Source organism: Brevibacillus centrosporus, from assembly GCF_003710815.1.
Classification (GTDB): Bacteria; Bacillota; Bacilli; order Brevibacillales; family Brevibacillaceae; genus Brevibacillus; species Brevibacillus centrosporus.
In genome coordinates, this window is the sequence record NZ_RHHP01000001.1 from 470,492 (window position 1) to 484,980 (window position 14,489).

General features: G+C 51.9%; 15 protein-coding genes and 1 pseudogene. 3 read left to right on the forward strand and 13 right to left on the reverse strand.

The window, feature by feature from the left end; genetic code table 11:
• Positions 1–111: 111 nt before the first annotated feature.
• The 8 genes from EDM55_RS02380 to EDM55_RS02415 all read right to left on the reverse strand — a co-directional run bounded on the left by EDM55_RS02380 (position 112) and on the right by EDM55_RS02415 (position 8,932).
• Complete coding sequence (locus EDM55_RS02380) at positions 112–1,668, reverse strand: hypothetical protein (RefSeq protein WP_122959517.1); 1,557 nt, start codon at positions 1,666–1,668, stop codon at positions 112–114.
• A 183-nt stretch (positions 1,669–1,851) separates the two neighbouring features.
• A complete protein-coding gene (gene recG, locus EDM55_RS02385; RefSeq protein ID WP_092267886.1) occupies positions 1,852–3,906 on the reverse strand; it encodes an ATP-dependent DNA helicase RecG in 2,055 nt (684 codons plus the stop codon).
• Positions 3,906–4,790, reverse strand: coding sequence for an L-serine ammonia-lyase, iron-sulfur-dependent, subunit alpha (sdaAA, locus tag EDM55_RS02390; protein WP_092267885.1), 885 nt, complete (start codon positions 4,788–4,790; stop codon positions 3,906–3,908). The genes recG and sdaAA overlap by 1 nt, the downstream gene beginning before the upstream one ends.
• Positions 4,791–4,843: 53 nt before the next feature.
• On the reverse strand, positions 4,844–5,509 hold the full coding sequence (gene sdaAB, locus EDM55_RS02395) for an L-serine ammonia-lyase, iron-sulfur-dependent subunit beta (protein WP_122922150.1): 666 nt from the start codon (positions 5,507–5,509) through the stop codon (positions 4,844–4,846).
• A gap of 132 nt (positions 5,510–5,641) precedes the next feature.
• Positions 5,642–5,944 carry a DUF3238 domain-containing protein gene (locus EDM55_RS30110; protein ID WP_122959518.1) on the reverse strand — a complete coding sequence of 101 codons (303 nt, stop codon included), beginning with the start codon at positions 5,942–5,944 and terminating at the stop codon, positions 5,642–5,644.
• Positions 5,945–5,975: 31 nt separating this feature from the next.
• On the reverse strand, positions 5,976–6,830 hold the full coding sequence (gene fakB, locus EDM55_RS02405) for a fatty acid kinase binding subunit FakB (RefSeq protein WP_092267882.1): 855 nt from the start codon (positions 6,828–6,830) through the stop codon (positions 5,976–5,978).
• 21 nt (positions 6,831–6,851) lie between these two features.
• A complete protein-coding gene (gene fakA, locus EDM55_RS02410) occupies positions 6,852–8,549 on the reverse strand; it encodes a fatty acid kinase ATP-binding subunit FakA (RefSeq protein WP_122959519.1) in 1,698 nt (565 codons plus the stop codon).
• Between the two features lie 17 nt (positions 8,550–8,566).
• Positions 8,567–8,932, reverse strand: coding sequence for an Asp23/Gls24 family envelope stress response protein (locus tag EDM55_RS02415; protein ID WP_092267880.1), 366 nt, complete (start codon positions 8,930–8,932; stop codon positions 8,567–8,569).
• A gap of 244 nt (positions 8,933–9,176) precedes the next feature.
• Here EDM55_RS02415 and rpmB point away from each other — a divergent pair, with 244 nt between their 5' ends.
• Positions 9,177–9,365 carry a 50S ribosomal protein L28 gene (gene rpmB, locus EDM55_RS02420; protein WP_005831020.1) on the forward strand — a complete coding sequence of 63 codons (189 nt, stop codon included), beginning with the start codon at positions 9,177–9,179 and terminating at the stop codon, positions 9,363–9,365.
• Positions 9,366–9,509: 144 nt separating this feature from the next.
• On the opposite strand, the gene spoVM is transcribed toward rpmB, so the two are convergent.
• The 5 genes from spoVM to EDM55_RS02440 form a co-directional block, all read right to left on the reverse strand.
• A complete protein-coding gene (gene spoVM, locus EDM55_RS02425) occupies positions 9,510–9,593 on the reverse strand; it encodes a stage V sporulation protein SpoVM (protein ID WP_055746831.1) in 84 nt (27 codons plus the stop codon).
• Between the two features lie 20 nt (positions 9,594–9,613).
• Positions 9,614–9,790 carry a hypothetical protein gene (locus tag EDM55_RS30115; RefSeq protein WP_170184276.1) on the reverse strand — a complete coding sequence of 59 codons (177 nt, stop codon included), beginning with the start codon at positions 9,788–9,790 and terminating at the stop codon, positions 9,614–9,616.
• 394 nt (positions 9,791–10,184) lie between these two features.
• Positions 10,185–10,907, reverse strand: coding sequence for an amino acid ABC transporter ATP-binding protein (locus EDM55_RS02430; protein WP_092267879.1), 723 nt, complete (start codon positions 10,905–10,907; stop codon positions 10,185–10,187).
• Positions 10,900–11,559, reverse strand: a complete 660-nt coding sequence (locus EDM55_RS02435; RefSeq protein WP_092267878.1) for an amino acid ABC transporter permease — start codon at positions 11,557–11,559, stop codon at positions 10,900–10,902. The genes EDM55_RS02430 and EDM55_RS02435 overlap by 8 nt, the downstream gene beginning before the upstream one ends.
• A 64-nt stretch (positions 11,560–11,623) precedes the next feature.
• A complete protein-coding gene (locus EDM55_RS02440; RefSeq protein ID WP_122959520.1) occupies positions 11,624–12,442 on the reverse strand; it encodes a transporter substrate-binding domain-containing protein in 819 nt (272 codons plus the stop codon).
• Between the two features lie 327 nt (positions 12,443–12,769).
• Here EDM55_RS02440 and EDM55_RS02445 point away from each other — a divergent pair, with 327 nt between their 5' ends.
• Together EDM55_RS02445 and EDM55_RS02450 are read left to right on the forward strand one after the other, a co-directional pair.
• Positions 12,770–13,900, forward strand: coding sequence for a M20 family metallopeptidase (locus EDM55_RS02445; protein ID WP_122959521.1), 1,131 nt, complete (start codon positions 12,770–12,772; stop codon positions 13,898–13,900).
• A 108-nt stretch (positions 13,901–14,008) separates the two neighbouring features.
• Positions 14,009–14,438, forward strand: a pseudogene (locus EDM55_RS02450) (RDD family protein).
• Positions 14,439–14,489 lie beyond the last annotated feature (51 nt).

Here is a 14,489-nt window from a genome sequence, read left to right on the forward strand (position 1 = left end):
GGATCCGTCATCCTCGCCGGGTTGGCCCAACCTCATGATTCGATGGAACGCACACGCATCACCATCGCAGAAAAAGCAAAGGCTGCGCAAATGCCTCAAAGCAGCGGACAGCTAATTGGCAAGATCCCGCTCACTATGCACGAGCAGCCACTTCCCGTCCTGACTTGCCCCTATCACACCAAACCCAATAGACAGCCCTTCCAAAATGACACTCTCCTGCCGCAGGTCCGCATCAAAGATATGCAGCGATTGAGTTGCTAGGCTGCCCGCTTTCCCCTCCTGCCAATTTACATACGCCAAAAGATGCGTACCGGGCACCCAGACCCCCGAACGATCCAATTCCCCTACTTTGTCCTTCCCTTGGTACAGTCCGCCATTAAAGTACATCTGATATTTCCCGTCATCCGACTGATCGTAGCCCGCCCACGAGTCCTCGGCAACAGGAGGATTCCAAGGGATGACCTTCTCGGTTTTCCAGTCATAGCGCTGCCGGATTTCAAGCAGGCTGTCTGCGCTCTTTCGCATGATAAAAGTCGCATACCTTCCATTGTCCATAAACGTGACTGGCAGCGTCAAGCCGTCCGCCTCGCTCGTCGGGATCGTGCCTTTCACAGCACCGGGCAGACGCGTCTGCGCACCCGTTTCTAGGTTGACCAGCAAGAGATCCAGATCCTGTTTTTGCTGCGCGGGGCCTGTCGCCAATAAAACATAGTGACGGTTATGGCTGAAGCTCGCCCCATGCACGAACCCATTTACTTTGATAGGAATCGCCCACTCGTTTTCTGGTACGGACACACCCTCTTGCGGCTGGGCGTAGAAAAATCCGCGCCGATCTGCCACAAAGGTCCCTTCTCCTCGATAGTTCACGGTCAGCTCAAAGGGGTAGCGAGTCAGTGAGTTTTTGTCCAGGTCATAGATCGCATACAAAGGAATATGATGCGCGTCGCACTCGCAGTATTGCTTGTAACGGTACATCAGTACATATCGCCGTTCATTGTCCAAAATGGTCGAAGCCATATAAGGAGCAGGAAAGCCAGAGACCTTTTTTAGCTGTGCTCCATCCAGCGAGACCTGCCAAATCTGACTAGGGACGACAGCTACCGCTCGAAAATCGAGATTGTCTGCAATCACTCTTCCTTTTTGCGTTTTGGCACCTGCAGCATTCAGCCAGTACTCAGGGCTGGCTTGATTCAAATCTGGCTGCTGGGCCAAGGTCACCAGCAAACGCAGCTGCCTGTCATGAACCCAGTGAAACGCAAGTGACGGCTCCACATAATGAATCTGGGAGGTGTCTTTGGCGTGCTGGCGAACAACGGCTTCTACACTGCCACGATCCATCGGTTCACGGAAAAAGAAGCTGTACGACTGCGGTGTATTCCCGACAACCGTACGGATAGGAGAGTGAAGCTGCGGCTCCTCGTCCAGCTGTATGCGCACATCCTCTTTCATTTCATCGTAGACGAAAATGACTTCCTCTGGGTGCCACTCTGCAGGAGCAGCAGGCTGGGAAAGAGGAGGCACGGCATTTGCTGGCGGCGGCTCATGAGGGACCGAGGGTGACTCGATTCCTCCGGGTCCTGTGCTCACCGGTCCAGGGCTGCATGCAGCAGCAGACAAAATGACGGCCAAAAACAACCATCCCCAAGGTATGAAGCGAAGCAAACGCATGAAAGAACCGCCTCTCTATGGATCCTTGTCATTTTCCTTAATATGGATATTGACGCTACGAAAGCTGGAATCGTTTCAAACGATCAGGGTAAATTTTGTTCGTTCTCCCCCGCTGTTCGCATACCAAAAAGAGCCTCCCCTGTTCTCACAGAGAAGACTCTCCACCAATACCTGCTTTTGCATTTAGTCGAACACGATTCCGTCCAGTACACCCTCGCGCTTTAAGTACTCCCTCAGCCAATGGTACTGGGCGTCATGCCAAAACGACCTCTCCGCTACCAGTCTGGCGGTTTCCTGTCTGGCGACCTCCAGTGCTTTGTAATCACTCAAGAGATCCGCCACTTTAAACTCTGGGACGCCGCTCTGCTTGGTTCCGAAAAAATCACCCGGCCCGCGCAGCTCCAAGTCTCGCTGCGACAGCTCAAACCCGTCTGTTGTCTCACACATGACGCGCATCCGCTCTTTTCCGATCTCCGACTTGGGATCAGCAATCAGCACGCAGTAGGACTGCTCCGAGCCACGGCCGACACGTCCCCGCAGCTGATGCAGCTGTGCGAGACCAAAGCGCTCGGCATCGTAAATGATCATGTAGGTAGCATTCGGCACATTTACCCCTACCTCAACAACCGTTGTGGAGACGAGCACCGCATGCTCTCCAGCGAGAAAAGCCTGCATCACCGCATCCTTTTCTTTGGCAGGCAGGCGCCCGTGCATCAAGCCTACGCCAAACTCAGGAAATACATGCGTCAGCTGCGCGTGAACATCAATCGCATTTTGCACGTCCAGCTTTTCCGATTCTTCGATCAACGGACAAATGACATAGGCCTGTCTTCCTTTGCGCAGCTCGTCACGCATTTGCTCCAAAACCGCGGGGAACTGATCGTGCTTTTTCCACGTCGTCTCAATCGGCTTGCGGCCGGCAGGCATCTGGTCGATGGTAGAGACATCCATATCGCCAAATGCGGTGATCGCCAGCGTCCGTGGAATCGGTGTCGCCGTCATGAACAGGACATCGGGAGTCAGGCCTTTGTTGCGCAAAATCCGCCGCTGCTCAACCCCAAAGCGATGCTGCTCATCCGTAATGACCAAGCCCAGTCGTGAAAAAAACACATCCTCCTGAATCAAGGCGTGTGTACCGACGATGACATCGATAAGCCCCATCTGCAGAGAGCCGATGACTTCACGTCTGCGCTTGGCCGTCAGCGAGCCGGAGAGCAGCGCGACCTCGATCCCGTATGGCGAAAGTAAAGCCGTGAGGGACTGAACGTGCTGCTCCGCCAAAATTTCCGTCGGCACCATCAGCGCCCCTTGGAAACCTGCCTTGACAGCCGCGATCAGCGCGATGGCAGCTACGACCGTCTTTCCGGAACCTACGTCCCCTTGCAGCAAGCGATTCATCGAATGGGGAGAGCGCATGTCATCCAAAATTTCTTTGACGACCCGTTTTTGCGCATCCGTCAGCGGGAAGGGCAGAGAAGAAATGAACTGCCGAACCTCATCCATCGGAATCGTGAGCGCCATGCCTTCGGTTTGCTGACGATTCACCCGGCGCAGCGCCTGAATTTTTAACTGGAATAAAAAGAGCTCCTCGAACATGATTCGCCGCCGCGCTTGGCGCCCATTTTCGGCATTGACAGGAAAGTGAATCGAATGAATGGCATCGACCCGCGGCATCAGCCGATAGCGCTCGACGATGTAGGGCGGCAGAATTTCCGGTATCTCCTGACCGTACTCTCGCAAAGCCTGCTGGATCGTTTTCCGCAGCAGGTTATGCGTGACATCCCCGCCCAGCGGATAAACGGGAGCCAGCTCTCCACGCTTGGCAGCGCGGTCGGAATCCGCCTCCGTCATCTCATTTACCGTGACCTGCAGCTTGTGCTTGTCCCATTTTCCCGTGATGAGAATTTCTTTGCCCGGCGACAGCCTGCTTTTCACAAACGTCTGGTTGAACCAAACAGCCGTAACCACCACCCGGTCCATGACTACCTTGACGGAAATGCGCGATTTGCCCTTGCCATAAAAACGAACAGAGGGTTCGCCGTATACCGTACCTGCCAGCGTGACCCTCTCTCCGTCTTTGACCTCTGTCAAATCGCGAACACGGTAGTCTTCATAACGGGTCGGGAAGTACTCCAGCAGATCTCCTACGCTGTGAATCCCCAAACCGCCAAAAGCTTTTGCCCGCTCTTCCCCTACCCCGTGAAGCTGGGAGACGGGAGCTTGATAAGCCGTCGTCATTACTTCTCCATCCGTACGCCAAAAATCTTCGCTTCGATTTGGCGCCCTGTCTGAGTCGCGGCCAGTCCGCCCTGGGCCGTCTCTTTCAGCGTTGTCGGCATTGCGCAACCGATCCGGTACATCGCTTCGATGACTTCATCTGTCGGAATGACGCTCTTGATGCCCGCCATCGCCATGTCTGCCGCCACCGTAGCGATCGCAGCCCCCATCGCATTGCGCTTGACACAAGGTACTTCCACCAGTCCAGCCACGGGGTCACAGACCAGACCAAGCATGTTTTTCAAAGCAATCGCTACCGCTTGCGCCGATTCCTCCGGCGTGCCGCCCGCGATCTCTACGATTGCCGCAGCTGCCATCGCGGTCGCCGAACCGACTTCTGCCTGGCAGCCTCCAGCTGCACCGGAAATAAACGCGTTGTTCGCGATACAATAACCGATTGCGCCAGCAGTAAACAAGTAGTTCACCATCTCATCCCGTGTCGGCTGGAGCTTGTCTGATACTGCAAACAGGGTACCTGGAACAATGCCGCAAGCCCCAGCGGTAGGAGTCGCGACGATGGTTCCCATAGCCGCATTGACTTCGTTGACCGCGACAGACATCGAAACCGCATTCAAAAGTGTGGGTCCCGATAAGAAGGTCTTGTTCTTCATATATTCTTGCAGCTTTTTGGCATCGCCGCCTGTCAGCCCGCTATGCGAGCGGATGTCCTCTGTGAGGCCGCGACGAACTGCTTTTTCCATAACGTCCAGATTGGCGTACATATCCTGCATGATGGCATCCCGACTACGCTGGGATACTTCCATCTCTGCTTCGATCATCACTTCAGAGATTTTCTTTCCTTGTGATTCCGCCAATTCAACCAGCTCAGCCACATTCCGAAACATCTTGTTTGTTCACTCCTCTATTCCCTGCTGTCTTGTGCCCATGATCATCTGCGCTAGTTCAACGAAAGCAAGGAAACGTCAAATACGTAAGGAATCTGCCGGATTTCCTCCAGCACCTCTGCGGAAACAGGAGCATCCGTCTCGATTGCCATTAAAGCACGCGCCCCGCGATCGTGACGAGAAACCTCCATCAGCCCTACATTGATTTTGTGCTGCGTCAGGATTTTGGCGACAGCCGCAATCATCCCGAAGCGGTCTTCATGCAATACCAGCATCGTCGGGCTGTCAAAGCCCAGCTGCAGCGTAAAGCCGTTAATCTCCAGCACTTCAATTTTCCCCCCACCGATCGAAACGCCGACAACCTCGATTGACTCCTGGTCGTCTGACAACTTGATACGAGCGGTGTTGGGATGCTCCGTCAAGACTTCCGACGTAGTCAAATCCACTTCCATCCCTGCTTTTTCAGCAATCAGAAGCGAATTTTTCAAGCGCAAGTCTGATGTGTCAAAATCGAGAATCCCCGCGACCGTTGCCACGTCAGAGCCATGCCCTTGATACGTCTTTGCAAACGAGCCGTAGAAGGTGATCTTAGCACGCTTTGGCTCTTTGCCAAACAGCTTACGCGCCACCCTGCCGATGCGCGCCGCACCTGCTGTATGGGAACTCGACGGTCCTACCATAATGGGACCGATAATATCAAATACGCTTTTGTACTTCAACCGCCTTCTCCTCCTGATATCACAAGGGGTTCAACAAGATTCACTCTCATTGTATCCTACCGATTCCCAAAGCGCTACAGGTTTCACGAGCAGGCTACAGTCCGCCGTTAGAGCAGAAAGATAGCGCAGACACTAGCGCTTTTTTTTCAAAATGGTATTCCATTTCTCCAGCCATCGTGCGAGCCTTTCACTTTGATGCTGCCGTCCACTTGCACCTTCACTTGCAGCAAATAGTCTACGCAGCGGATTATTTGCACTGGCTTTCATCACAAAGGTTACCTCCGACTGTCCCCAGCGTTCGTCCTCGACGACGATCCCTTCCGTAGAAGCTTTCCCTTCTTTGTACTGCACATTACCATTTGCGTCCGTCATTTTGAGGACCGTTACGCCTGTGCCGGCAAAGACGGACAATCTCCTCTTGGCAAAAAAAGACACCCCCGAAACAATCGAGAATGTCTTTTTTCCATCACGCTTTTACCATGACGATCCCTAGCAGGCCAGGCCCGGTATGAGTCCCAATCACAGGTCCGATCTCTTCCAAATGAGAGTCAGTCACTTGAAACTCTTGCTTGATCCGCTCCAATATTTCAGCTGCCTGATCCGGTACGGAGCTATGCAGGACGGCAACCTTCACCGGTTTTCCCTGCGAGTACTCCTGCAATGCTTCCAGCACGCGGTTCAGCGCCTTTTTGGTACCTCTCACTTTGTCGAAAGCCGACACGTAGCCTACAGGGTCCAAGGTCAAGATTGGCTTGATGTTTAAAAGCGAGCCAATCACAGCTGCCGCACGACCGATCCGCCCGCCTTTTTGCAAAAACTCCAGCGTATCCACGATAAAATAGACCTGCACTTCATCCAGATAGCGGTCGATCATATCGAGAATCTGCTGCTTGCTCTTGCCTTCCTGTGCTGCCTTGGCTGCATCGACACAGATCATGCCGTGCACGTAGGAAGCTTTGCGGGAATCGATGACGGTAATATCGATGCTCTCTTCCAGCATCGATTTGGCGATCATCGCAGACTGATACGTCCCGGACAAGGCAGCGGACAGCATGATCGCAATAATCTGCACATCCTTGCCGTACTTCTCGTAAATCGCCTTGTACGCTTCTGCAAACTCCAGAGGAGAAGGCTGAGAGGTAGTCGGTAAAACGCTCGACTGGCTCAGTTTTTCAAAAAAAGCAGTGGAGGAGATCGTGACACCGTCCTGATAGGTTTCCGGTCCGAACATCACTTTCAACGGTACAGCCACAATCCCCAACGATTCCCGAACAGACGCATCAATATCCGAAGCACTGTCAGTAAGAATTACGATTGGCATTCGCGAGAGCCCCTCTCCCAATTACTCCACAGAAAAGATAAACGGATACAATGGTTGTCCGCCATCCTGAATTTCCACTTCGACATCCGGATAGGCATCTGCCAATGCTGCCTCTAACGCTTCTGCCATTTCTTGCGTCGCTCCTTCTCCCAGGAACATCGTGACGATTTCTGCATCCTCGTCCACTAAATCCAGCAGGAGAGTCTGTGCGCTTTGCAACAAATCCGGTCCAGCCGTGACGATTTCTTTTTCTGCAATTCCGATATAGTCGCCTTCTTTGATCTCGACATCGCCCATGCGCGTATCCCGGACGGCATGCGTGACCATTCCCGTTTTCACAGAAGCAATGGCTTTGTTCATGGCAACCGTATTCGCTTCAATGCCTGCATCTCTGTTGAATGCGACCAGTGCCGCCATGCCTTGAGGAATGCTCTTGCTCGGAACCACGGATACCGGGGTCTCGGAAAGCTCCGCCGCTTGCTGAGCCGCCATGACGATATTGCTGTTGTTTGGCAGGATAATGATTTCATTGGCGTGCAGACCCGAAATAGCGTTCATGAAATCCTCCGTGCTCGGATTCATCGTCTGTCCGCCTTCCACGACAACATGTACACCCATGCTGCGCAAAATCTTGGCGATCCCCTCACCTGCTGCAACTGCGATCAGGCCATAGGAAAGGGCTTCCAATTCTCGCGTGGCAACGGCTGCTGCCGGAGCCTTGCTCTCTTCTGCTTTGAGGATGTTGGCATGCTGCTCACGCATGTTCTCAATTTTTAGTCGATGCAGACTTCCAAATTGCTGCGCGTATTGCAGGACACTGCCCGGATGCTCTGCGTGTATGTGCACCTTGACGACCTCATCGTCGGACACAACCAGGAGGGAATCCCCCATCTTGTCCAGTTGACTGCGGAACAGGCCTTCCGAGAACGGTTTTTTATCTGGCTCGGTGCTGTTTGCGATATGCACCATAAACTCCGTGCAGTAGCCGTAAACGATATCTTCCGTTTTCATATGAATCTGCGCGTGCTGTGCGTCTACCAGCTTGTTCAGCTCAGCGTCGCTCATGACAGGCTGAGATCTTTTCTGTACATCCTCGGCGGCTTCCCCGCGCAGTACACGCAAAAATCCTTCGTAAATAAACAACAGGCCTTGTCCACCTGAATCGACGACGCCAACCTCTTTTAGCACAGGCAGCATCTCAGGTGTGCGCAGCAGTGTTGTCTGCGCCTGCTCATACGTTTTTTCCATGACCACGACCAGATCGTCAGACGTGCGTGCTGTACGTACAGCCATTTCTGCTGCCTCGCGAGCAACGGTAAGAATGGTCCCCTCGACCGGTTTCATGACTGCTTGATAGGCTGAGTCCACTCCGGATTTAAGTGCCTCCGCAAATTGGCGAGTGTTCACGACCTCTTTCCCGTTCACAGCTTTGCTAAAGCCACGGAACAATTGGGATAAAATGACTCCAGAGTTGCCACGGGCTCCCATCAACAAGCCTTTGGCAAGTGCAGAAGCCGCTTCTGTGATGAGAGGAGATTCCTTGCGGGACAATTCCTCCACACCTGAGGTAAGCGTCAAATTCATATTCGTCCCAGTATCTCCATCCGGTACGGGAAAGACGTTCAATCCATCCACCACTTTGACGTTTTCAGACAAAAGGTTTGCCCCCAGGTAAACCATCCGGCTAAAAAGGACGCCATCAAGACGCGTATGTACCAACTGTTGTTCCTCCTTAATTATGTATCCCTGTCAGTGCGTACACCCTGAACGAAAATATTTACCGCAGTGACATCGATTCCAACTGTTTGCTCCAAGGTATAGCGAACGCGGCGCTGTACATTGCCGGCCACCTCGGAAATTTTAACGCCATAGCTGACGATGATATGCATGTCTAAAGTTACTTCGCTGTTCTGGTTGTGAACGACAACCCCTTTGCTCAGGTTATCTCGTCCCAGAAGCTCGGCAATACCGTCCTTCAGCGCTTTTCGTGGCGACATCCCCACGAGCCCGAAAACTTCCATAGCGGCGCCTCCAGCAATCCGAGCGATCACTTCTTCCGTAACATCTATTTTTCCCATAGATGTGCTCATTTCCACTGTCATGCAAGGACTCCTCCTCTTTTCAACAGCTTGATCGCTTTGGTAAGCGTAAACATGCTTCATATAATTTTACACTAACATATTGAAGAAATGAAGCGTTTTGTCGAATCGAGAGGGAAACAAGGAAGACAGGGCTTTTCCTCATGTCAAGTATTGCAATTGACAGGGCTCGTGTGCTACTATAGTTGAGTATTTGTGTTCCCTTTCGAGGGAATTCCGTTTAGATGCAACAAGGAGGTGGATCGTAATGGCACGTCGTTGCTTTGTAACAGGTAAATCTGCTAAAGCAGGAAACGCTCGCTCCCACTCCATGCGCGCAACTCGCCGCACTTGGGGTGTTAACGTACAAAAAGTGCGCATTCTGGTAAATGGTAAACCAAAGCGCGTTTATGTAAGTACTCGAGCACTGAAATCCGGACTCGTAACTCGCGTGTAGTCTTTCTACTACGCGAAAAAAAGCACCCTCGAGGTGCTTTTTTGCATTTCAGGCGTTTACTTATTCCCACGGGAGGCCGTGGTCCCACGGGAAGCCATGGTCCCTCGGATGGCCGAGGTCCCTCAGGAGGCCGAGGCCACGCCGTCATTTTTTCTTGTTGAATGCCTCTATGATGCCGCGAACCATGCCACCCAGGAACTTCGGCAACTTGATGGTGTAAAACCGCATGCTACCCCTCCTCACCGAAATTACTTCACGTGATACAAATACCAGCCCGCCCCCACGAGAGCCAACGACAACAGGCTATACCAAACCCACGGAGGTGCGATGTACAGGAAAATGGTGATACCCCCGACAGCCAACGCTACCCCGAGAACACGTCGCAAGGCGCCCCCCTGTCGCAGGCGATAGGAGCGCAATCCCATTTATACTGCACCTCCTTCAGGTGTTCTCCCAAACGTGCATATTACATCATATTCTGCTGTCGGATAAACATGTATCCTGCCTTCTGAAAAAAGTAGAAGAGTACCGTTGACTGCTCGCAAACCCATTGCAACGCGATAATCATGAGAATAATGTCGGAAATACACAGGCTGCCTGAATACATTATGCATCAGCCAAGGGCAATATGCGTGTCCCTCTGCCTTCTCCCAGCGAAAACACATATATGGGCAGCAAAAGCCCGATATATTAGAAAACTTGGCTCCGCCAAGCTTTGCGGTGGAGCCTTAGTTGCACTTATACTGGCTAAGAATCTTATAAATTCTTACTGTACAAAAAAGAGTCACAACCAACGAGGGCTGTGACTCTGCCTAGATATTAACGTACTTTCTCCAAAAACTGCTGGGCGCGCTCGCTCTTCGGACGCGCAAAAAACTCTGTAGGCGCCGTTTCTTCGATCAATTGTCCATGGTCGATAAACAGGATCCGATCCGACACCTCTTCAGCAAATCTCATTTCGTGTGTCACGATGGCCATCGTCATGCCGGTATGGGCCAGGCCCTTCATAACCTCTAGCACTTCTTTTACCATCTCAGGGTCCAAGGCAGAGGTCGGTTCGTCGAAAAGCATAATCTCCGGCTCCATCACGAGAGAACGCGCGATCGCGACACGTTGTTTTTGACCGCCAGACAGACGGGACGGATACACGTCAGCCTTGTCCGACAGACCAACGCGCTTCAAGAGCTCTCTAGCCTTTCCTTCTGCTTCTGCTTTGGACATGCCTTTGACCTTGAGGGGAGCATATGTGAGGTTGCCCAGCACGGTCATGTGAGGGAACAGGTGAAAATGCTGAAAAACCATTCCGATCTTTTGACGGACCTTCAGAACGTCTGCCTTTGGAGCAGTAATGTCCTGTCCATCTATAACGATCTTTCCTGTCGTCGGTATCTCGAGCAAATTCATGCAGCGCAGGAGAGTCGATTTCCCAGACCCCGAAGGCCCGATGATCGCCACGACCTCTCCCTTTTTTATCTCCGTCGAAATCCCCTTCAAGACTTCAAGCTGCCCAAATGACTTGGTGATGTTGTCAATTTTAATCACTGCGTCTCATCCTCCTCTCCAGCACGCCCGCAAACCAGGTCAAGATCATGACCATGACATAGTAGAGGACCCCGGCGATGATGTACGGCTCAAAGTACCGGAAGATGGTTCCCTTCACGACGTTTGCGTTTTGCAGGATGTCTGCGAGTCCGATCGTGGAGACGAGTGCGGATTCTTTCAAAAGGGCGATCGTTTCATTCACCAGCGCTGGCAGGATGTTTTTAATCCCCTGCGGTAAAATGATGTCCATCATCATGCGGCGATACGGAACGCCGAGCGACTTGGCAGCTTCCCACTGGCCTTTGTCCACGGCGAGAATCCCACCGCGGATCGTCTCGGATATGTAAGCACCCGAATTCAGCGTAAACGTCAAGACAGCCGCTTCCAGCTGAGAGATGTTATACCCCGTGAGCTGAGGCGTAGCAAAGTAGACAAACGTCAGCTGCAGGATCAGAGGTGTTCCCCGAAAGATGGACGTATAGGCAACTGCCAGCCAATTCAGCGGACCGAATTTGGAAATTTTGATAAGTGCCAGGATCGAGCCCCAAATGAAGCCGAGGACGACTGAAATGAGTGTGACGAGTAATGTGACCTTTATCCCTTGTAAAATAAAAGGGATATAGGGCACAATCTGTGGAAAATCCAAATTCATGCCCTTTCCCACTCCTTGCTATCTTCATGATATGAATCGAAGGGGACAACCGCCCCGCTTTGCATTATTGACCGAACCACTTTTTGATCAGCTTGTCCATCTCGCCGTTTTCCTGCATTTTTTTGATGACCTGATTAAATTCATCCACATGCTTGGAGCCTTTCGGGAAAGCAATCGCTGAACCATTTACCTCTTCTGTCTCAATCGTGGTGTACTGCAGGCCTGGGTTGCTTTCCACAAAGCCCTTCGCCACGGTATCTTCCAGGATCGCTGCATCCACACGGCCGGTTTTTACTTCCTCGATGATTTCACCCGTTTTGTTCAAAGAAGTGATTTGCAGTCCAGTTGCCGTTTTCGCCAGCTCTTTTGCTGCAGATTCTTGAATGGAGCCAAGCTGTACCGCTACTTTTTTCCCTGCCAGCTGGTCAGGTTTTATCACATTGCTCTCTTTCTTTGAGACAATTGTGTTTTTCGCGTCGTAGTAAATTTCCGAGAAGTCGACGTTCTTCTGGCGTTCAGGGGTTGGTGTCATCCCTGCCATAACAAAATCGGCACGGTTGGTTTGCAGCGCAGGAACCAAACCGTCGAAGTTCATGTCATTTACTTGCACTTCGTAACCCAGCTGTTCCCCAATGTATTTGGCGATATCCACATCGAAGCCCACGATCTCGTCTTTGCCGCTGGTCAGGTCGTGGAATTCATAGGGCTTGTAGTCTGCTGATGTAGCCATCGTCAGAGTCTTTTTCTCTCCGCTTGGCTGTCCAGCTAGCTCTTGTCCATTCTGCGGCTGTGCCGGCGGCTGGCTTGTGCCTGTCCCGCAGCCTGCCATAACAGCCGCTGCCAATAGTGATGTAAGAGCGATTGAAAACATCTGTTTTTTCATGATGGTATACCCCCATTAGGATTGTGTATGAAATCAAGTTGGAAATATAGCTGTCAGGTTCAGGGAAGCGATATGAATTGACGGCTTATATTTATACAGGATAATGACTATTTTAATCATTAGATGAACAAATTCAATGTTTTTTTAGCCATAATTTAAATAGCCAATTTACAGAATACTATTCACAATTTATAGAGAGGCTTTTGGACAGGTGCGTTTGTAGTATGTCCCTTTTTTTGCGACCAAGCCCCGTTTGTTCTTTTCACTGGCGAAAATGCGGCCAAAGACTTATAGTGCTAATGAAATCACCTGTAAGGAGGATAACAAATGACCAGCAAATGGACAGACCATTTTCAGCAGCAGCTCCCCGAAATTCTCGAGGAATTGCGTACGTACGTAGAAATAGAAACACCCACTCACAACAAACAAGCTGTGGATCAATTAGGGCATTTGATCGCAGATCGCTTCCGTGCGCTCGGCTGCAAAATAGACACGCTCTACCAGCCTACATACGGTGATCAGCTCCGCATCGAATACGGAGACGGCCCCGAGCAGATCATGGTCCTCGGTCATTTTGACACGGTGAAAGAGTTGGGGACCCTTGTGCAAGAGCCCTGGAAAATCGAGGATGGTCGGGTATATGGTCCTGGAACCTACGACATGAAAGCAGGGATCATCTTCAGCTATTTTGCCTTGAAAACAATCATCGAGCAGCAGATTCCCCTTCAAAGCAAGCTCGTTTTTTTCTGGAATACGGATGAGGAAATCGGCAGCGTCTCTTCTGAAAAATGGATACGCGAGGAAGCGAAACGAAGCAAATTCGCTCTCGTTATTGAGCCAGCGGCAGGAGATGGCTCTCTTAAAACCAGCCGAAAGGGCGGCGGAGACTTCATTCTCAAGGTCAAGGGGCGAGCCGCACACGCAGGAAATGATCACGCCCTAGGCGTAAATGCCATCGAGGAGCTCGCCCACCATGTCATCGCCATTCAAGGCTTCACCGACTACGACGCGGGCACTACCCTGTCTGTGGGAACAATCCGCGGCGGTACCGTCTCCAACGTCGTTCCCGATTACGCTGAGGCCGATATCGACGTGCGTATCAGCGCCAGCAGTGAAGCTGACCGTATTACCACCCTCATGCATCAGCTCAAGCCCGTTCTGCCAGGTGCGCAGCTTATTGTGGAGGGCGGCATAACCAAACCTCCTATGGAAAGAACCGCAGCCACTGAGCAGCTGTTTTTGCACGCACAGGAGCAAGCCCTCCTGGAAGGCTTCACACTTACAGAGCGCGGGGTAGGTGGTACGAGCGATGGCAACTTTACTGCTGATGAAGGCACGCCTACGCTCGACGGCTTGGGTCCAGTAGGCGATGGCGCACATGCCTCCCATGAACACGTAGTCATCGAGGCTATTCCGGGCCGGATCGCTGTCCTGCTTCGGCTGTTTACCAGCCTGTAAAGAAAGCTGTCTGTCCCTTTGCCTGATTCAATGGCAGAGTTTTTCTTTCGCTCTACTTTCGGCTGCCAGCTCATATACATTCCTATTGAAAGGAAAGGAGCTGGGATCGTGGAAAACGAAAAGTCTTTGCAGAGCCACGCGGTTGGATTTTGGCGGCGGTTTGGAGCAAGCTTGCTCGATGGCCTGATCATCGGGGTACCACTGGCACTTCTCTCTTAATTTGATCACGGGTGAGACAAAAGGCAATCTGTTCACGAATCTGGTGTCCATTCTCTACAGTCTCTTGCTGCCGGTTTTCTGGTACGGCTATACGGTCGGAAAAAGAATCGTGGGCATTCGCATCGTAAAAATGGATGGGAGTCCTGTTGGCATAGGAACGATGCTCCTGCGCATCGTAGTAGGCTGCTGGCTGATCTATACCGTAACACTGGGCATAGGTGCGATCATCAGCGCGATCATGGTCGGTGTCCGTGAAGACAAACGTGCTATTCACGATTTGATTGCGGGAACGTATGTGACTTCCGATCGCCCTGAATAAAAACGAAAAAGCCATCCCTTCCACGTGAAAGAGATGGCTTTTTGCGGTTTG